The organism is Micromonospora sp. CPCC 205546, assembly GCF_036902715.1.
Taxonomy (GTDB): Bacteria; Actinomycetota; Actinomycetes; order Mycobacteriales; family Micromonosporaceae; genus Micromonospora.
Genome location: NZ_JBAKHL010000025.1, coordinates 15746 through 34593, shown reverse-complemented (window position 1 = coordinate 34593; position 18848 = coordinate 15746). Strand labels below are relative to the sequence as shown.

Below are 18848 nucleotides of genomic sequence, written 5' to 3'. Positions count from 1 at the left end.
GCGCTCCCATTCGAACGTCCGACAGGCGCCTTGTGATCGTCGGCGCCGTGTGGCGCTCACGCCGATGGCGGGAAATGCGTCGGGACGCTCTGGTCGGGCCGTAACGAGGACGAATTGCGGCCGGCGCGGTTTTTTGGAAGGCCCGGCCCGCGCCACGGCGGTGTTCACAACGACGAGTGCACCGTGCGTGCCCGACCGACGCGGACGGGCGAGGCGAAGACCGACGAGGTGGTGAGCTTTGACGACACCCACGCAGCGCGCGACGACCAAGAAATCCGTCCTGGTCCTCGCCGGCGAAGGGCCGTACTTCAAGAACAGCTCCTACTACCACGGCACGATGTTCGACCGCGGCGGCACGCACCCGCTGGCGCCCGAGTACCCCCGGCACCCCCTCGGCGGCCTGCGCCTGACCGACCTGCGCTACCGCGACGGCGCGCGCTGGAGCCCGCTGCTGCGGCCCAAGCGCGGCGCGGTGCCACACCTGACGTCGTACACGTTGGAGTCGATCCTGCTCGCCGCGGAGCGACCGTTCGAGATCCTCGACCTGCTGGACGTCTGGGACCTCAACCGCGAACCGGCCGCGCACCACGACGTCGTGTTCCTGTCGACCACGTTCATCTGCGACCGCCGCACCCTGACCCGGGCGCTCGACTGGATCCGGCAACGCTGCGGCGGCGCCCTGGTGGTGCTCGGCGGGCAGTACAGCAACCTGAAGTACGACCGCATCATGCGGGTGCACCCCGAGGTCGACATCATCGTCCGCGGCGACGGCGAGGAGGCGATCCCGCTGCTGCTCGCGGCGCTCGACGGGCGCGGCGAGCTCGACGAGGTGCCGAACCTGGTGGTGCGCACCGGCCCCGAGACCCACCGGCAGACGCCGTTTCGCTACATCGACCTGGAGGCGTACCCGTCGCCGGGCTTCGGCAGGCTGCAACGCCCGGTCGTGCCCTACGAGTCGATGCGGGGCTGCCCCTTCTCCTGCCGGTTCTGCTCGTTTCCGATGGCGTCCCCACGGTGGCGGTACAAGTCGGCCGAGAAGATCGCCGCCGACTGGGCGCGGTACCACGATCTCAACGACGCCGGCCACATCCGGGCCATGGACTCCACCTTCACGGTCCCGCCGCGGCGGATGCGGCAACTGCTGGACCTGCTGCCGGCCGTCGACGTGACGTGGGAGGCGTACACCCGGGCGAACGTGATCACCGGACGCGAGACCGTCGACCGTCTCGCCGAGGCGCACTGCGCCACCCTGTCGATCGGCTTCGAGTCGATGAGCCCCAAGTCGCTGGACCTGATGCACAAGCAGGTACGCGCCGAGCACAACCGGCGGGCGCACGAGGCGCTCTCCGACGGGCCGGTGAAGTACCGGTGCTCGTTCATGGTCGGCTACCCGGGCGAGGCTCCCGAGGACTACGAACTCACGCACGAGTTCCTCGCCGGCGAGTACACCGGCCACTTCATGCTCTCGGTCTTCTCCATGACGGACGAGACGATGCCGGTCTGGCAGGACGCCGAGCGTCTCGGCATCCACGTCGACGACTTCGAGGATCCGGACTCCGGCTGGACCCACGCGGGCATGGACCACACGACCGCCCGCAAGCTGCACCGGCGGACGCTCGACGAGGTGCGTCTGCGCAACGACCGGGCCGTGCTGCTGCTGTGGCAGACGGACTACCACACCCCTCTCGTCCCGGGACTGTCCGTCAAGGACAACCTCTGGGCCGAGAAGCTCGTGGAGCGCCTCGGGATGCTGCCGGTGGACGTCCCGGACCCGCGGGAGCGCGTCGACGCCGCGGCCACGCTCCTCGACTCGCTGGAGCTTCTCGGCGTGCGGGCAACCAATCACTCGCCGGACGGACGGTCAGGAGAGATGGCGTGACGAACCCGGCCTATCAGACCAGTTACCTCCGCGTCGGGGAGACCCCCGCCGGCACGGAGCGCGGCGTGCTCTACTGCGACCCACTCACCTCACTCGTCGCCTACCCCTCCTTCGAGCAGTACCTGATCCAGATGCTGCCGGCCCTGGCCGCCGACGAGATGCACATCGCGATCGGCGACGTGGACGGGCTGCGCGAGTACGTGATGGAGCGGCGGGCCGTCGACCCGTACAGCTTCGGACACCTCGCGGGCAACGCCTGCATGCGTACGATCGGCGCGCTGACCAGCGAGTGGGCGGCGCTGGAACTTAAGGACGTCGACTTCCACATCTGCGGCACGTTCGGCGGCGACGAGGTCATCGTCGCCGCGGCCGGACTCAGTCACGACGCGTTCCTCCAGAAGATCCACAGCCTGTGCCACGACCTGAAGGTGTCCTCCCCACGGCCGTGCAGCTTCGCGCTGGCCACCCTGGAGCGCTGCACCCTCGAACCGCAGCAAGCCCGCAGCGCCTACCGCATCCTCGTGTCGGCCGTCGACGCGCGGTTGTTCTCCATGAAGGAAGGCGCCCGGCTCGCGGGCGCCCACCTGGAAGGGGTCGTGGCCGACCTGGGGACCGTGTCCCTCGGTGAGGCGCCCGGCCAGAACGGCATCGAACACCCGACCAAGATCGGAGGCGGATGGTGACCAGCATGGCGATGAGCTCCGCGGTGGAACAGCTGCGAGCCCTGTCCAAGGAGTTCGACGTGCCGTTCGTGGACGTCGCGCTGATCGCCGCCAATGCGGAGGGCGCCCGCCCGCTGCGCGACTACCCGCGGGCCCGCATGCAGCTCAGGCCCGTCGGCTCGGACGAGGTCTGGCAGATCATCCTGCCGTTCGACAACGAGCAGTCCCGGTTCGAGGTCCTCGACGGCGCGCTGCTGTTCGAGGGCGAGCCGGTCGCCGACGTCGTCGCGCTCGAGAACGACGACGTGGTGCTGACCTACCTGCGCGCCGGCGGGCGGTCGATCACCCTCAACACCCACTCGCGGTCGCGGTGCACCGGCTGCATGTTCTGCCCCAACGTCATCGAGGACGCCTCGGACGACACGCTGACGTCGGAGAGCCAGCTCACCGAGCTGCTGGAGTGGCTACAGGCCGACAACGGCTGGCCGGACCTCAGCCACGCCGAGGTCATCACCGTGTGCAGCGGGTGCTTCCACTACCCAGGGATGGCCATCGAGCACATGTCGGCGCTGCGCCGGGCCGCCGACCGGTACGGCTTCAAGGGCCGGCTGCACCTGCTCTCGTCGGTACTGCGCGACCACGACGACCTCGTGCGGCTGCGCGAGGAGTGCGGCCCATTCCACCTGACGCTGACGCTGGAGTGCTTCGAGCGGCGGACGCTGTTGCTGAAGGACACCAAGGCGTCGCTGACCCTGGAGCGCTCCGCCGAGATCATGGACGACTGCCGCGACCTCGACATCCTGTGCGACTTCACCTACGTCGCGGGGCTCGACTCCTACGACAGGGCCCTGAGCGGGCTGTCCTACCTCGCGCCGCACGTCGGCACGTTCCCGCGGATCCAGGTGTACCAGGCGCACAACGACTACATGCGGCGGGCGCGGCACCGCGAGGCCGAGGACCTGCGCTACTACCTCAGGCTGCGCGGCGAACTGGAGACCGTGTTCGAGCCGACCGGCCTGGCGCCGCGCTCGTGGGAGAACTACCGGCCGCTGTGGTACTCGCGGTTCGCCGGCCGGCCCGTGGCGGGGCCGCGGGTGTGAGCCCCACGCCCGACCTCGTCGCCACCGACTCCGGCCGGGACGCGCCGGACACGCCTGCCGTCCCGGTTGTCAGGGTCGCGCTGCGCGAGCTGGACCTGCCGGCCCCGGCACCGCGGGCCCACCACGCCGCGGTGCGCCCGGACGTGCGCACCGACGCGGTACGCGGCTGGCTGGTCGGCGTCAGCGACGGCGACCGTTGGGGCTGGTGGGGGCCGATCGACGACGCGGCCGTCCGGCAGGTGCCCGGCCTGGTGGCGGCGGCGCTGCCCCGGCTGCCCGCCGAGGCGGACCCCGTCGGCTTCGGCAGGCTGCTGCGCCGGGCGACCCGGCACGCGCACACCGGGCTGCTCGCCGTCGCCGTCGGCGCGATCGAGCTGGCGCTGTGGGACCTGGCGGCCAAGCGGGCCGGGCAACCGGTCTGGCGGCTGCTGGCGCCGACGGCCGTCGTCGACCGGGTGCCCGCCTACGCGACGTGCTTCGGGGTACGCGGCGACGCGGCCCGGGTCGCGGCCGTCATGGACGCGGTGGCCGAGACGTACGCCGTGCAGAAGTGGGACCCGGTCGTGCTCGGGCCGGACCTGATCGACGTCACCACCGACTTCGTACGCCGCCACGGCCCCGGGCGCCTCGCGGTCGACTTCCACGGCAGGTGGCGCCCGGAACGGGTCCGCGCCGCCTGCGCACCCATGGCCGGCGGCCTCGCCTGGGTGGAGGAGCCGTACCACCCCGACGAGGTGGACCGGGCGCGACCCGGCGAGTTCGGCGTGGCGCACGCCGCGGGCGAGCACTGCTACGGCGCGGCCGACGCGGCGCAGTTGCGGGCCGCCCGGGTGGACGTCTGGCAGCCGGACGCCGTCTTCTGCGGCGGCCTCATGAGCCTGCTCGCGATCGTCCGGGCCGCGGCGCGGGCGGGTGCGCGTTGCGCGCCGCACGGCGGCGGGCTGCTACCGGCCCTGCACCTGGCCGCGATCGGCGTGCCGATCGACGTGATCGAGCTTCACCTGCTGCTCGAACCACGGCGCTGCCACCACCTCGCGCAGGCGCCCGTCCCCGAACCCGCCGGCGCCCTGCCGGTGCCGACCGCTCCGGGATGGGGCGGCGACCTGCGTACGGACCTCGGATTGGACCTGACGGATGTCTGACCGGCAGCCCGTGCTCATCGTGGACGCGGGCGGGACCCTCGTCACCCGGACCCGACCCGGCCTGGCCGGACGGGTCGTGCGGGCGGTACGCGCCGCCGCCGCCGACCGACCCGAGGCCGAGGTGCGGGCCGCGGTGTTGACGGCGGCCGACCCCGACGCGTGCCTGCGGCGCCTCGGCCCGCTCGAACCGCGGGTCCGCGCGGCGGTGCTCGCGGAGCTGACCGACGACCCGGGCGACACCGTCATCCTGCCCGGCGCCGAGGAACTGCTCGACACGGCCGCCCGGCTGGGCTGGCGGATGATCGTCGCGACGAACGCCGGCCCGGGCACCCCGCCGCTGCCGCAGCCGCTCGCCCGCCACATCGACACCGTCGTCGAGTCGCGCGGCTACGGCATGGTCAAGGACGACCCGCGCTTCTGGGCCAGGCTGCGGGAGGAGGAGAAGGTCGACGCCCGCGCCGCCCTGGTCGTCGGGGACGACCTCGCGGCCGACCAGCGGGCACCGGAGGCGGCCGGGTTGCAGACCCGACTGGTGGGTGGCGACGGCGCGGCGACGGCGGCACTCACCGCCCAGCTCCGCGCCGCCGGTCCCCGTCCGCAGGAGGCCGCGGCGGTGGTTGCCGGCCGGCGCGAGCACTTCGCCGGCCGCGACATGATCGTCGCCCCGCACCTGGCCCCGCTGGTCGTACGGGTCACCCGCGCCCGGGTACGCCTCGCCGCCGGCGCGGCGGGCACCGCCGCCGTGGTCGTACGCCGCCGGGCCCTGCCGCCGGCGGTCGTGGCGGCCTCGGGTGCGCTGCCCGACCTGGCCTGGCTGCACCTGCCCCGGGACCGGCGGCCCTACCAGGCGCCCGCCGAGCTCAGGGCGCTGCTCGACGCGGAGGGACTGAGCCTGGACGTGCTCTCCGCCTCGGATCGCCGACACGCGCTGGCGATGATCCGGGAAGCCCGCTCCAGCACGGCGGTGTCCGAGAGAATGGCCGATTTGGTGCTCTTCCTCAGAGATCGCGGGAAAGGCGGAGTCGGATGAACCGGCACGAGAGCGCGACCTACGACCAGGACCTGTTCGCCGGCACGGCGGCGTACTACGCCAGGTACCGGCCGCCGTACCCTGCGGAGGCCATTGACCACCTGGTGGACGTCTTCCGGCTCGGCGCCGGCTCGCCGGTGCTCGACCTCGGCTGCGGCACCGGGCAGCTGGCCGTACCGCTCGCGGTGGCCGGTTGCCGGGTCTGGGCCGTGGACCCCGACCCGGAGATGGTCGACGAGGGGGGCCGGCGGGTCCCCGGCGACCTCGCCGGCGAGATCCGTTGGCTCGTGGCGCGGGCCGAGGACCTGCGCGCGAGCGACCTGCCGACGATGCGGCTGTGCACGATGGCCGCCTCGTTCCACTGGATGGACCGCGACGGCGTGCTGGCCTTCCTCGACGGGGTCGTGGAGCCCGACGGCGGGGTGGCCCTGGTGTCGGGCTCGGCGAGCATCTGGTCGCGCGACGGCACGTTGCAGGGGCCCTGGGTCGAGGTGACCCGCGAGGTGGTCACGCAGTTCCTCGGGCCGCGCCGCAGGGCCGGCGGCGGCACCTACAGCCATCCGGAACGCACCCACCAGCAGGTACTGGCGGACTCCGCGTTCCACGTCGTCGAGCAGCGTCGCTTCACCACGCACCGGCTGCTGTCGGTCGACGAGGTGATCGGGCAGCAGCTGTCGACGTCGTACGCGTCCCCGGTGCAGTTCGGTGAACGGCTGCCCGAGTTCCGGCGGGAACTCGGGCGGCGGCTGCGGGACATCGTGCCGGACGAGGGGTTCCCCACCGTGGAGCACACCGACGTGATCGTCGCGCGTCGCGGTGGTGGGGGAGGCGGCGCGGGGTGACCGCGATCGAGGGCGTCGCCGCCGGGCAGGAGCTCCGAGACGTCGACGCGCCCGCCGGCGGCGCGGCGGCCGACTACTGGCGCGCCGCCTGCCTGCTGGCCTTCAGCCACGCCACCGGTCTCAGTTGGCCGCCGCCGGGCGAGCCGCAGCGGTCCCGCGCGGTGGGGCACTGGGGCTGCAACCCCGGCATCGCCTGGGTGACAGCGCACCTGGCCCAGGAGTGCGACGACGACGGGTTCCTCCTCGTCGTCGGCACCGGGCACGCCGGCAGCTTCACGTTCGCGCACCGGGTCCTGCGTCGGGGCGGCACCGCGGCCGAGGTCAGCGCCGCCATCCGGCGCTACGGCGCGCCGGGCGGCGACCCGTCGGAGCTGCTGGGCGAGCCGGACGTGCCGTACGTCGGCGGGGAGTTGGGCCCGGCGCTCGGGGTGGCCCAGGGTCTCGCCGCGGCACGGCCGGGGCTGCGCGTCGCGGTCGTGGTCGGCGACGGCGAGTGCGAGACCCCGGCGGCGCTGGCCGCGTTCGCGCACCACGACGTGCTCCGCCCGGCGGACGGGGCCTGCTGGCTGCCGGTCGTCAACGTCAACGGCGCCCGGATGGGCTCGGCCGCCCGGTTCTCGCCGGAGCGTCTGCGCGGGCTGCTCGAGGGCATGGGCTACACCGTGCTCGGCAGCGGCCCGCGCGGCGACGACGCCGCGCGGGCCGCGCGACGTGCCTGGGAACTGGCCGGGACCCGGGACCCGGTCGTGTGGCTGAGCGTCACGGAGAAGGGCTGGCCGGCCCCCGCCGAACTGGGCGGGAAACCGTTCCGCGGCCACCACGCGCACAAGCCGGCCGGGCTGGACCTCGCCGACGCGGCGCTGCGCGACGACGTGCGCACGTGGCTCGGCGCGCTCAACGACCCGCCGGTGATCGGCGCCGACGGCGGCGTCGCCGCCCACGTCCGGCGCCTGGCGAACCGGATCCGCACCGAGATCGGCACCGACCCCCCGGCCCGCGCCGGCGCCCGTACGCCACCGCCGGCCGGCACCGCGCCGATGCGCGAGGTCGACCGGGTGCTGGCGCGGCGGGCGGTACGGGTGCTGTCACCCGACGAGGGCGCGTCGAACCGCCTCGACCGCTGCCTCGCCGCCGGCCTGGTCACCGAGGTCCTCGCCGAGGAACTCTGCTCCGCCTGGGCGTGGGGGTTCACCGAGGCCGGCATGCCCGCGGCGGTGGTCTCCTACGAGGCGTTCGCGCCGCTGCTGGCCACCCAGCTCGCACAGTACCTGAAGCTGCTCACGACCCGGCCGCCCGCCGGCCGCCCGCCGCTCGCCGTGGTGCTGACCAGCCTCGGTTGGGGCAACGCGCCGACGCACCAGAACACCGACCTCGCGGGCGCGCTGCTGGCCCGTGGCGGCGACTGCCCGGTGCGGGTGGTCTTCCCGACCGGCGCGCGGTCCGCCGCGACCCGGCTCGACGACCTGCTCGACGACCGCGACGTCGTCGCCACGGTGGTGTGCTCGAAGCAGCCGCTGCTCGACCCGCCCGACCCGGGCGGCCCGGCGGTCGGGATGAGGCTGCGCGGCGCCGGCGCCGACGACGCGACGATCCTGGCGGTGGGCGACGTGGCCGTGACCGAGGCACTCGCCGCGATGCGGCTGGCCGCGCCGCATGGCGTACGGATCGGCGTGGTGGCGCTGGTGGAACCCGGCCGTCTCGACGGCGCGACGCTGGCCGCGGTGCGGGAGGCCCTCGCACCGCCCAGGCCCGCCGTGTGCGTGTCCTGGGTGGCGGCACACCACCTCGCGGCGGTCTACTGCGCCGTACGCCCGGCGCCCACCGCGTGGCTGGGCTACCGCGAGCGCTGGGGAGCGACGCCGTGGGACACGTTGGCGGCCAACGGGCTCACCCGGTGGTCGCTGCTGAGCGAACTGCGCGCCGCCGGCTGTGCACTGCCGGCGACGCTGTTGAGGCCGCCGGGGGCCGACCCCGGGCACCTGCTTCCGACCGACCTGTCCTACGAGGTGAGGCGGCTATGAACACACCGGTACGCCCGTTCCGGTTCGGGGTGCTGACCAAGGGCGCCCCGACCCGCGCGGCGTGGCACGACCTGCTGGCGCGGGTGGTGGACGGCGGCTTCACCGCGCTGCACGTCCCGCTGCACACGACCCCGCAGTTCGCCCCGTTCGTGGCGCTGGCGGACGCTGCGGCGCGCACGTCGCTGACCGTCACGACCCTGGTGCACAACAACGACCTCCAGCACCCGGCGCTCCTCGCCCGCGACGCGACGACGCTCGCGCTGCTGTCGGACGGTCGGTTCGAGCTGGGCGTCGGCGCCGGCTGGATGGAGCGTGACTACCAGCAGCTCGGCATCCCGATGGACCCCGGGCGGCTGCGCGTCGACCGCCTCACCGAGGCGATCGAGATCCTGCACAGGAGCTGGGCGGCCGAGCCGTACACGTTCCACGGCAAGCACTACACGGTGCAGGGACTGCGGGGCCTCGACGGTCCCCGGGTGCCGCTGCTGGTGGGCGCGGGTGGTGACCGGATGCTGCGGCTCGCGGCGCGTACGGCCGACATCGTCAGCTTCTCTCGCAGCATGTCGGCCGGCTCCACGCCACGGCAGATCGCCGACGACGCGTCGCTGGAGTCCATCGAGCGCAAGGCCGCCGTCCTGCGCGAGCATCTCGGCGCGCGCGCCGCCGACGTCGAGCTGCACGTCCTCGTCGTACGGGCCGGCACCGGCGCCGAGGCGCAGCGGCAACTGGACGAGCACGTCGCCGCCACCGGGGTGAGCGACACGACCGCCCGGCAGACCCCGGAGCACCTGCTGGGCCGCGACCCGCAGGAGCTGGCGGACCTGCTGTGGGAGCGCCGCGCGCGTACCGGCATCAGCTACCACGTGTTCCGCGACGCGCATTTGGACCTCGTCCGCCCGGTGATCGAACGGCTGGCCGGCAGCTGAGCGCCGGCAACGATCTCACAACGGAGGCTGAACATGACGACGCAGCAGGACCAGACGATCCAGCGCGCCGCCGTCCACGACGTCCCGGCGGTCCTGGACGTACTGGAGAAGGACGGTGTGGTGCTCGTGCCCGGCTACCTCGACGCGCGGGAGACCGCCGCGGCCGTCCGGGAGTGCCATGAGCTGTTCGAGCGGACCCCGCCCTGGGCGCACCACGAGGAGTACTCCCTCGGCCAGTCCGTCCGCATGGAACGCGCCGACATGGACGCCGCGCAGTTCCCGGCGCTCACCGCCGCCTTCGCCCGCCCCGAACTGGAGGCCGTGGTCAGCGGCTTCTTCGGCGAGGGGTACATCTTCAGCCGCACCGTCTACGCGATCCTCGACGTGGTCGGCAGCAGCACCCGGGTGCAGGAACTGCACTACGACAAGATGCGCCACCTCAAGTCGTTCGTCTACCTGACCGACGTTGGGCCGGACAACGGCCCGTTCCACTGCGTGCCCGGCTCGCACCTGTTGACGCGGGAACTCCAGCGCGACAACCGCGAGCGCCACGTCGTGCCGAGCGACGACGACGCGCGGGTGCTGCCCGCCGAGCTGCACGAGCACCGCGTCGCGGTGCTGGGCGACGCCGGGACGCTCATCCTCTTCGACAGCGACATAGCCCACCACGCGGGGATCGTGACCGAGGGGCGGCGCCTCGCCGCCCGCAGCCTCAGCTTCGGCGCCTACCGCGCACAGACCTGGTACCGCGCCGACGGCACCGTGCAGAACCCGGCGTAGCCGGGGCAGTCCCGCCCGCTGTGTGACCCCCTCCGAAAGGCACAGGTGAAGACGCATGAAGTTGACGCCGCTGTCCGTACCGATCGATCTCGCGGGAAGGGTGGTCCTGGTCACCGGAGGCGCCGGCGACATCGGCAGCGCCGTCGCCGTGCAGGCGGCCCGCTTCGGCGCGACCGTCGTCATCGCCGACAACGGCACGAGCGTCGACGGCGTCGGCCAGGACACGGCCGTCGCCACGGACGTGGCCAAACGGCTCGCGGCCGAGTCCGGCGACCGGGGCAGCATCGAGGGCCGGTTCTGCGACGTCACGGACGCCGAGCAGGTGGAGGAGCTGGTCGACGACCTGTTCGCCGCGCACGGCAACGTCGACGCGGTCGTCGCGGCCGCCGGCACGCTGCGTACCAGCCCGGTGTGGGACACCACGATCGACGACTGGCGCAACGTGCTGGAGTCGCACGCCACCCACACGTACCTCGTCGGGGCGGCGGCCTGCCGGCGGTGGCGGGCGAACTGCGCGCAACGGGCCGGTTCCCCCTCCGCGCTGATCACCTTCACCGCCGCCACGGGCCTCGTCGGCCGCCCCGACCTGGGAGTCACCCACGCCGCCGCCAAGGGCGCCATCGCCGGCATGACGCTGGAGCTCGCGCACGAGATGTACCCGTACGGCGTCACTGTCAACGCGGTCAACGCGGCGAACGTGCGGGGCCGGATGGCGCGGCACGTCGGCGCCAGCACCACCGAGTCGCACGACGCGGGCGACGCCAGCTCGCCGAGGCACGCCGCGATGCTGTCGACGTACCTCGCCTCCGCCGACGCCGGCTGGATCACCGGGCAGGTGTTCCGGGTCATGGGCGGGCTGATCGGCCGCTACCGCCCGTGGGACCTGGCGGAGTCGATCGAGAAGCCGGGGTTCTGGACCCTGGAGGAGACCCGCTTCGGCCTGCGCCGGCTGTTCGGCGCCCACCCCGAGTACAAGGCTTTGCAGGGACCGCACCGGGAGTTCTGAGCCGGGTCCGCCCGACGCCAGAGACGACGACATCGCAGGGGAACGCTATGAGCATTCAGCACGCCGAGGGTACCGGCACGGCGCCACGGTCGGCCGGCACCGACGTTCCGGGCATCAGGGAGGTCACCCGGGCGGAGATCGAACGGTTCTGGGAGGACGGCTGGGTCCGCCTGCCGAGGCTGATCGACCCGGCCCTCGTCGGCTCGCTGCTGCGGCGGGCGCAGCAGCTCATGGGTCCGAACGGGGACGCCAACGAGGAACGCCTCGGCTTCGACTTCGAGACCTCGCCCGCGTCGCAGTCCTTCCGCAGCCCGTCGGAGGTCGACGACCTCTACGAGCGCGTGGTGCTGTCCAGGCAGCTCGGCCGCAACGCCGCCCTGCTGCTCGGCCGCGACCACGCGCAGCGCTTCTTCGACGACATCCTGCTCGTCAAGCTTCCGTTGAGCCAGCGGCAGGACCGGGGCCAGGCGCTGGGCTGGCACCAGGACAAGAATCCCACCGACCGGTCGTGGATCTACTTCTGGATCCCGCTGGACCACGTGTCGCCGGAGCAGGGCGCGGTGCGGTACCTGACCGGCTCGCACAAGCTCGGGCCGCTGTGGCGCGGCGGCGCCTGCGTCGACCTCGACGAGGCCTACCGCCTCGCGCCGCGGCTGCGGTCCTGCCGGATGTCCGAGGAGATGTCGTTCGAGCCCGGTGACGTGATGGCGCACTGCAGCTGGGTGGTGCACGGCACCGACGCCAACGTCGGCACCCGGGCCCGGTGGGTGTACCGGCCGTCCTTCCTCCCCGCCGACGCGGTCTACATGGGCGTGCCGTCGCCGACCATCGCGGAGCGCGGCATCGAGCCGTTCGAGGTTCTCGACCACCCCGACTTCCCGGTCGTCTACGAACCGGCGGCGGGCGGCGGCGCCGGGTGAGCGCCCGGCCTCCGAGCGGCGACATCGCCCGCGGCAACCAACGTACGTGGGACACGTGGAGCGACGGCTACCAGCAGAAGCACGGCGAACTGCTGCGCTCGGCCGCCGAGGCGTGGGGCCTGTGGCGCCGCCCGGAGGACGAGCTGCGGGTGCTGGATCCCGTCGCGGGTCGCGACGTGCTGGAGCTGGGCTGCGGGGCCGCGCACTGGGCGCGGTCCCTGGCCCGGCGCGGTGCCCGGGTGGTCGCCCTGGACATCTCGCTGGCCCAGCTGCGCCACGCCGGCCGACACGGCCGGGGCGACCCCGTACGCCGGCCGGCCCTCGTGCAGGCCGACGCGCACGGGTTGCCGTTCGCGGCCGCCTCGTTCGACGTGGCATTCTCCGACTACGGCGGGATGTCGTGGGCCGATCCGTACCGCACCGTGCCGGAGCTCGCCCGGGTCCTGCGCCCCGGCGGGCAGCTCGCCTTCTGCACCAACTCGCCGCTCTTCGCCATGTGCTGGGACCACGAGAGCCGCACCCTCACCGGGCAGCTGCGCCAGGCGTACTTCGGGCTGCACATGCGGCGGGTGGCGCCGGACGCCGTCGACTTCGTCCTCGGCTACGGCGAGTGGGTGCGGCTGTTCGGCGTGCACGACCTGGTCGTCGAACGGCTCGTCGAGGAGGCCCCGGCGGCGGACGCCCGGACCACGTTCGGCGACCGGCCGGCGGAGTGGACGAGCCGCTGGCCCATCGACGTGATCTGGAGCGTCCGCAAGCGGTCGTGAACGGGCTCACGGCTCCCGCAGCGCCGTCTCGACCGCGCGCGGGTGCACGGCGCCGGCGCGCACGACGGTGGGCTCCGCCGAGCAGTCCACGACCGTCAGGCCGACGCCGAGCGGGCACAGCCCGCCGTCGACGAGCAGCTCCACCGGGGCGCCCTGGGCCTCGACGAAAGCTAGGACGGCCGCCGGGGCGAGGGCGGGCGCACGCTCGGCCGGCGTGCGTCCGTCGCTGCGGCTGACGACCGTCGTCGCGGGCGGGTTGCGGGTACGAGCCGCGAGGCCGCCCAGCAGCCACGGGTCGCGGGTGACCATCGCGGTGCCGCTGCCCAGCCACGGGTGCCGCTCGGCGTCCTCGGCGCGCCGCCACCGCAGGAGCAGGGCCAGGTCGCCCGGCCAGAGCCGCGTGGCGAGCCGCCCGGCGGCGGGGGAGAGCACGAACCGCGCCGCGACCGCCGCGTTCGACGGCATGACCAGCGCCAGCGGCTTGGCCGCCGGACGTCCCTTGGCGACGAACAGGGCGCGGCACGCGGCCTCGTCGCCGGAGTCGGCGCACAGCATGTACCAGCGGCGGGTCGGCAGCGCGACGACACCGCCGGCGTCGACGACCGCGGCGCAGGCGTCGAGGGTCGCGGTCGCGTTCGTGGCGGGCAGGACGCGTACCGGGGCCATCAGCGGCGCCGCCACAGGTCGTCGGGGAATCGGCCGGGCGCGAACCCGGCCGTCGCGGCGAGTGCCGCGGCGTCGGCGAAGCCGCGAGCGACCTGCTCGGGTCGGTGCGCGTCGCTGCCGAAGGTGATCGCCTCGCCGCCCTCGTCGCGCCACCAGCGCAGGATGTCGAGGCTGAGGGGGACGCGGGTGTTCACCTCCAGCGCCTTGCCCTTGGCGGCGAGTACGGCCAGCACGGCACGGTAGTCGTCCTCGAAGTCGGCCGCCCGGTGCTCCGCGTGCTCGCGCGGCCAGAACCGCGCGGCGTAGTCGATGTGGGCCAGGACGTGGAAGTCGTCGAAGCGTTCGACGAGCTGCCGCACCTCGCCGAGGTAACGGCGGACGACCTCGCGGGGCGTGCTGACGTCGAGCGCCGCGTCGACCGTACTGGCACCCGCGCCGGCCGGCAGGGTGTGCACGGAGGCGAGGACGCGTTCGAAGCCGGCGCCGCCGAGCAGGTCGGCGACCGTCCGCGGGTGCCGGTGCGGTTCCCCCAGTTCCACGCCGGACAGGATGCGCAGCCCCGGGAACATCCGCCGGCAGGCCTCGATGCTGCGGACGTAGCGCGGCACGTCCAGCGGCGGGGGAGTGAGCACCCGGTCGGTGATTAGGCCGCGCTTCCACTCGGGCGGCGTGACGGCCGCGGCGATGCGGCGCGGCGTGAAGTCCGCGTGGTCGGTGAACGCGATCGACGGCAGCCCGATGTCGACGGCGCGGCGACAGGCCAGCTCCATCGACGAGTAGGGCGCGTCCCAGGAGCACTCGCTGTGCACGTGGCCGTCCGCCGGGGGCGTCGCCGGGTCGCCGGACACCCCGTCCGGTTCCTGCCGTCCCTCCTGCGGCGCCGTCATCCGACGGGCTTCCGGACCAGCATCGAGCCGATGGCCAGGGCGTCCAGGCCGGAGCCGAAGAACGAGCGCAGCGCGTCCTGCGGCGAGTGCACGATCGGCTCGTTGGCGAGGTTGAAGGAGGTGTTCAGGACGATCTCGGGATGCCCCCGGGCGGCCAGGCGGTCCAGCAGGCGACGGTACGGCGCCGGGGCGTCGTCGTCGAGGATCTGGGGGCGGCACGAGCCGTCGACGTGCACGACGGCCGGGATCTCGTCGCGCCTGTCCTCGCGCACCTGGCAGGCGGCCAGCATGAACCGCGAGGGACCCGGATCGACCAGGTACTTCTCGGCGGCGGCGACGGACATGCTGGGTGCCAGGGGCCGCCACTGCTCACGGTTCTTGATCGCGTTGACGCGGTGGTGCATCGGGCGGCGCAGCGGTGAGGCGAGGATGGAGCGCTGCCCGAGCGCCCGGGGCCCGAACTCGGCGCGCCCCTGGAACCAGCCCACCACCTGGCCGTCGGTGATGAGTTCGGCGACGGTGTCGGCGATGTCGTCGACGTCGGTGTAGGGCACGTTCCTGTCGCGCAGGACGGTGCGGATCTCGTCGTCGCCGAACTGCGGTCCGAGGCCGGCGCTGCCCAGCCCCCGGGCGGGGCGTTCACCCGCCGCGGCGGCGACGGCCAGCGCCGCGCCGGCGCTGGTGCCCGCGTCCCCGCTGGCCGGGAAGATGGCGAGCTGGTCGACGAGGCCCGACTGCCAGATGACGCCGTTGGCGGTGCAGTTGAGCCCGACGCCGCCGGCCAGTACGACGTTGCGGCAGCCGGTCTCCCGTACCGCGCTGCCGACCAGGTGCAGCAACGCCCTTTCCAGGGCGCGCTGGCCCGACGCGGCCACGTGGCGCTGCGATTCGCCCGTCTCGGCCGACACCTCGAGCCGCGCGTTGACGGGGTTGTACGCGTACCGTCGCGGGCGGGGCGGACCGAAGCGCTCGGCCACGCGGGCCGCCCACGCCTGCACCAGCGGCGGGCCGAAGTTCGGCCGGTCCTCGCCGAGCGGGCTCAGGCCGGTGTGGTAGCCGCCGTCGTCGTGCAGGACGAACGGCATCCAGCTCTCGTCGGGCGCGCCGTAGGAGGCGAGGCCCATGACCTTGCCCTCCTGACCGAAGCGGAAGCCGAGGTAGTTGGTCAGGCCGAGATAGAACATGCCGAGTGACTCGCTGATCGGCCAGTGGCGTTTCACCTCGATGGCCGTGCCGCGACCGTGGGCCACGAGAGTCGAGATGCGGTCGCCGACGCCGTCGGTGCTGATGATCGTCGCCTCGTCGAACCCGGAGGTGTGGTAGGCGGCGGAGGCATGCGAGATCGGGTGCGACACCTGCTCCCAGCGAGGCCGCCGGCCGCCGGCGAAGTAGGGGTGCGCGAGCAGGCCGCCCAGCATGTCCAGCTGCACGTCGGCGGAGTCGGTCGCCAGCCAGCTCGTGGCGATGACGTCGACGTCGGCCATGGTGATCCCGGCCGTGGCCAGACAGTAGGCGCTCGCTTCCGCCGGCAGTTGTTCGTGCGCGTGCCGACGGCGGATGAAGCGTTCCTCCTCGGCCAGCGCCACGAGTTGTCCGTCGACCACCAGGGCCGCCGACGCGTCGTGACCCAGGCCGCCAGCGAGGCCGAGAACAATCATGGCGTCACCCCGTGATCCGGTTGCCGGGCTTCGGTTCGCCTGCGCCGACGCGCCCGCCTGGCTGCGTCGGCAGACCGGCGTCCGCCTTAGCCTTGCCGAACCTCGGCAGCGTGTCCAGCCCTCACCGCAAGACGCACGCATCGAATGGTGGAACGGAAATGCCGGTGCCTCGACATTCGAAACGGCCATCGAATGCCGTCATAGACGAAAGAGTCGGGCGCGACCGGCGTCGATGCCGCGTCTGGTGCCGGCGTAGCGCGGGCCGCCGGCGCCACGAGCTCCTGCACGCGTACGCCCCGGCGCGCGAGCCGGGGCCACGCCGGGTCGCCACACCCCCTCCAGGGGTGCCCGCCGGGCGAGCGGCACCCGCTCTGCGCTGCCGCTCGGCTCTCACCCGCACGGTCGTCCGTCGACGGCGACGGTTCGATCCGGGCCGTGTCGCTGTGACGGGCCGCGTCCGGATCGGCTATTTTCTGCCATTGAATGTCGCCTGTGCTGCGCCATTGTCGCCCGTCGACCGCGCGGGTCGCGGGCGAGCGGAATCCGGGTTACAGAGTCGCGGGGACGGTGATAGTCTGCCGATCAGGTGATTCCCGGGCGTCGATCTGCTCCACACAGCGCCCGAAGCCGATGGGCACATGCCACCAGCTATTCATCAGCGACATTGCCCAGTCGTAGATCCATTGCATCTGTGGTGCTCGTTCATGCGTACGGGGGGCGTCATGACCAAGCTGGATGCGCGTGCCCGGCCGCGCCCACCGACACCTCGGCGTGCCGAGCGGCCGGCCTCGCGGCAGCGGCGACGGCGGAACGGCGAGACGCTGCTCGGCCTGCTCCTCACGGCGCCGGCGGTGCTGCCGCTGCTCGTCTTCTTCGTCGTGCCGAGCCTCTTCGTGGCGGTGATCTCGCTCTACGACTGGAGCCTGCTCGGTGACTCGCCGACCTTCGTCGGGATCGACAACTACCGCGAGCTGGCGGGCGACGAGAAGTTCTGGCAGGCGCTGCGGCAGACCGCCTACTTCGCGCTGCTGACCGTGCCGACGACCACGGTGCTCGGTTTCGTGCTGGGCTGGGCGCTCTACCGGCGCATCCGCACCGGCCACGTCCTGGAGTCGGTGATCTTCTCGCCGTACGTGCTGCCGCCGGTCGCCACGGTGCTCACCTGGTCGTGGATCTTCCACGGCGACTACGGCGTGCTCAACTCGCTGCTCGGCCACCTCGGCATCGGCCCCGTCGACTGGCTCGGCGACCCGCGCTGGATCGTGCCGGCGATGGCCGTCTACGCGGTGTGGCAGGGCACCGGCTTCAGCCTCGTGCTCTACCTGTCGAGCTTCGGCCGCATCCCGCGCGAGGTCTACGAGGCCGCCGCGGTCGACGGCGCGGGCGCCGGGCGCATGCTGCGCAGCATCGCGTTCCCGCTGGTCAGCCCGACCACCTACCTGCTGGTCGTGTTCAACACGTCGGTGGCGCTCAAGGTGTTCGTCGTCAGCTTCATGTTCACCACCGGCACCGGTGGCACGGGGCTGAGCGGGCTGACGGTCAACCTCTACCAGTACCAGCAGGCCTTCGTGAACTTCGACGGCGGCTACGGTGCGGCGGTGGCGACCGCGCTGACGGCCGTCATCATGGCCGTGCTCGCCGTCGGCGCGGCGCTCGGCCAGCGAAGGGTCTTCTACCGGTGACGCCCTGGCTGCGGGGCCCGCGCACCTGGCGCGACCGGGTCGGCAGCGTGCTGCTCTACGGCACCTGCCTGCTCTTCGCCCTGCCCGTCTACTGGATGCTCGTGCTCTCGATGTCCCGGCCGGACCAGGCCGCGGCGGTGTCGCCGCCGCTGGTGCCCACGACACCGTGGCGCAACTTCGACGCGGTGCTGACGGCGCAGGACTGGCCCCGCTACTTCACCAACACCATCGTGGTCGCGCTGTCGATCACGCTGCTCGCCACGCTCACGTCCTGCCTGGCCGCCTACGCGCTGGTCAACGTACGCCTGCCGGCGAAGCGGATCCTGTTCGGCATCGTCATCGCGGCGTTCGTCGTGCCGAGCGAGTTGAGCTTCGTGCCCAACTTCGCGGTGCTGCGCACGGCGGGTCTGCTCAACACCTACTGGGCGCTGATCGTGCCGTTCATGGCGAGCCCGCTGGGCATCTTCATCATGCGCCAGCGCTTCCTCTCGCTGCCGCGCGAGCTGTGGGAGGTCGCCTACGTCGAGGGCTGCTCGCACCTGCGGTACCTCTTCACGATCGCCCTGCCCAGCAGCAGGTCGGCGGTCGCGGCGACGGCTCTCATCAGCTTCATCGCCGGCTGGAACCTCTTCGAGTGGCCGCTGATCTTCACCACGGACGAGGCGGTGCGGCCGGTGCAGGTCGCGCTGTCGTACTTCAACAACGTCGACGCCGGATCGTCGCCGACGATCCTCGCGGCGGCGGGAGTGCTGGTGACCGCGCCGGTGCTCACGGTGTACCTGCTGGCCCGCCGCCAGGTGACGGCGGCGATGACCGGTGACACGCCGGAGGAGAGGTCCGCTGCCCGATGACGACGATTATGGGAGAGCACGGATGAGAC

17 protein-coding genes are annotated in these 18848 nt (G+C 73.1%); 14 read left to right on the top strand and 3 right to left on the bottom strand.

The window, feature by feature from the left end; genetic code table 11:
* The first annotated feature begins 238 nt into the window (after nucleotides 1–238).
* From V6U77_RS14400 to V6U77_RS14345, 12 genes are read left to right on the top strand one after another with little or no spacing between them, the layout of a single operon-like run.
* Entirely contained in the window at nucleotides 239–1879 is a 1641-nt protein-coding gene (locus V6U77_RS14400; RefSeq protein WP_334606817.1) for a B12-binding domain-containing radical SAM protein, read from the top strand.
* The gene (locus V6U77_RS14395; RefSeq protein ID WP_334606815.1) at nucleotides 1876–2562 is read left to right on the top strand and encodes a hypothetical protein; all 687 of its coding nucleotides are present in this window, start codon (nucleotides 1876–1878) and stop codon (nucleotides 2560–2562) included. The genes V6U77_RS14400 and V6U77_RS14395 overlap by 4 nt, the downstream gene beginning before the upstream one ends.
* Before the next feature lie 5 nt (nucleotides 2563–2567).
* On the top strand, nucleotides 2568–3641 hold the full coding sequence (locus V6U77_RS14390) for a hypothetical protein (protein WP_334606814.1): 1074 nt from the start codon (nucleotides 2568–2570) through the stop codon (nucleotides 3639–3641).
* The gene (locus tag V6U77_RS14385) at nucleotides 3638–4783 is read left to right on the top strand and encodes an enolase C-terminal domain-like protein (RefSeq protein ID WP_334606813.1); all 1146 of its coding nucleotides are present in this window, start codon (nucleotides 3638–3640) and stop codon (nucleotides 4781–4783) included. Before V6U77_RS14390 ends, V6U77_RS14385 begins: the two co-directional genes overlap by 4 nt.
* Entirely contained in the window at nucleotides 4776–5813 is a 1038-nt protein-coding gene (locus tag V6U77_RS14380; RefSeq protein WP_334606812.1) for an HAD family hydrolase, read from the top strand. Before V6U77_RS14385 ends, V6U77_RS14380 begins: the two co-directional genes overlap by 8 nt.
* Nucleotides 5810–6655 (top strand): class I SAM-dependent methyltransferase, encoded by an 846-nt coding sequence (locus tag V6U77_RS14375; protein WP_334606811.1) that lies wholly within the window; start codon nucleotides 5810–5812, stop codon nucleotides 6653–6655. The genes V6U77_RS14380 and V6U77_RS14375 overlap by 4 nt, the downstream gene beginning before the upstream one ends.
* The gene (locus V6U77_RS14370) at nucleotides 6652–8676 is read left to right on the top strand and encodes a hypothetical protein (RefSeq protein WP_334606810.1); all 2025 of its coding nucleotides are present in this window, start codon (nucleotides 6652–6654) and stop codon (nucleotides 8674–8676) included. Before V6U77_RS14375 ends, V6U77_RS14370 begins: the two co-directional genes overlap by 4 nt.
* Complete coding sequence (locus V6U77_RS14365; protein ID WP_334606809.1) at nucleotides 8673–9602, top strand: TIGR03621 family F420-dependent LLM class oxidoreductase; 930 nt, start codon at nucleotides 8673–8675, stop codon at nucleotides 9600–9602. The genes V6U77_RS14370 and V6U77_RS14365 overlap by 4 nt, the downstream gene beginning before the upstream one ends.
* Nucleotides 9603–9635: 33 nt before the next feature.
* Nucleotides 9636–10382, top strand: a complete 747-nt coding sequence (locus V6U77_RS14360; protein WP_334606808.1) for a phytanoyl-CoA dioxygenase family protein — start codon at nucleotides 9636–9638, stop codon at nucleotides 10380–10382.
* Between the two features lie 55 nt (nucleotides 10383–10437).
* The gene (locus V6U77_RS14355; RefSeq protein ID WP_334606807.1) at nucleotides 10438–11388 is read left to right on the top strand and encodes an SDR family NAD(P)-dependent oxidoreductase; all 951 of its coding nucleotides are present in this window, start codon (nucleotides 10438–10440) and stop codon (nucleotides 11386–11388) included.
* A gap of 47 nt (nucleotides 11389–11435) precedes the next feature.
* Complete coding sequence (locus tag V6U77_RS14350; RefSeq protein WP_334606806.1) at nucleotides 11436–12308, top strand: phytanoyl-CoA dioxygenase family protein; 873 nt, start codon at nucleotides 11436–11438, stop codon at nucleotides 12306–12308.
* Complete coding sequence (locus tag V6U77_RS14345; protein ID WP_334606805.1) at nucleotides 12305–13075, top strand: class I SAM-dependent methyltransferase; 771 nt, start codon at nucleotides 12305–12307, stop codon at nucleotides 13073–13075. Before V6U77_RS14350 ends, V6U77_RS14345 begins: the two co-directional genes overlap by 4 nt.
* Nucleotides 13076–13081: 6 nt before the next feature.
* Here the strand turns inward: V6U77_RS14345 and V6U77_RS14340 are convergent, their stop codons facing one another.
* Genes V6U77_RS14340 through V6U77_RS14330 form a run of 3 tightly spaced genes read right to left on the bottom strand, consistent with a single transcriptional unit; the run spans nucleotide 13082 to nucleotide 16286 of the window.
* Nucleotides 13082–13741 (bottom strand): L-threonylcarbamoyladenylate synthase, encoded by a 660-nt coding sequence (locus tag V6U77_RS14340; protein WP_334606804.1) that lies wholly within the window; start codon nucleotides 13739–13741, stop codon nucleotides 13082–13084.
* Complete coding sequence (locus V6U77_RS14335) at nucleotides 13741–14628, bottom strand: PHP domain-containing protein (RefSeq protein WP_334606803.1); 888 nt, start codon at nucleotides 14626–14628, stop codon at nucleotides 13741–13743. Before V6U77_RS14335 ends, V6U77_RS14340 begins: the two co-directional genes overlap by 1 nt.
* A complete protein-coding gene (locus tag V6U77_RS14330) occupies nucleotides 14625–16286 on the bottom strand; it encodes a carbamoyltransferase family protein (RefSeq protein WP_334606802.1) in 1662 nt (553 codons plus the stop codon). The genes V6U77_RS14335 and V6U77_RS14330 overlap by 4 nt, the downstream gene beginning before the upstream one ends.
* 722 nt (nucleotides 16287–17008) lie before the next feature.
* On the opposite strand from V6U77_RS14330, the gene V6U77_RS14325 reads away from it, so the two are divergent.
* On the top strand, nucleotides 17009–17968 hold the full coding sequence (locus V6U77_RS14325; protein WP_158241964.1) for a carbohydrate ABC transporter permease: 960 nt from the start codon (nucleotides 17009–17011) through the stop codon (nucleotides 17966–17968).
* Nucleotides 17965–18819, top strand: coding sequence for a carbohydrate ABC transporter permease (locus V6U77_RS14320; protein ID WP_334606801.1), 855 nt, complete (start codon nucleotides 17965–17967; stop codon nucleotides 18817–18819). Before V6U77_RS14325 ends, V6U77_RS14320 begins: the two co-directional genes overlap by 4 nt.
* Nucleotides 18820–18848: the final 29 nt, after the last annotated feature.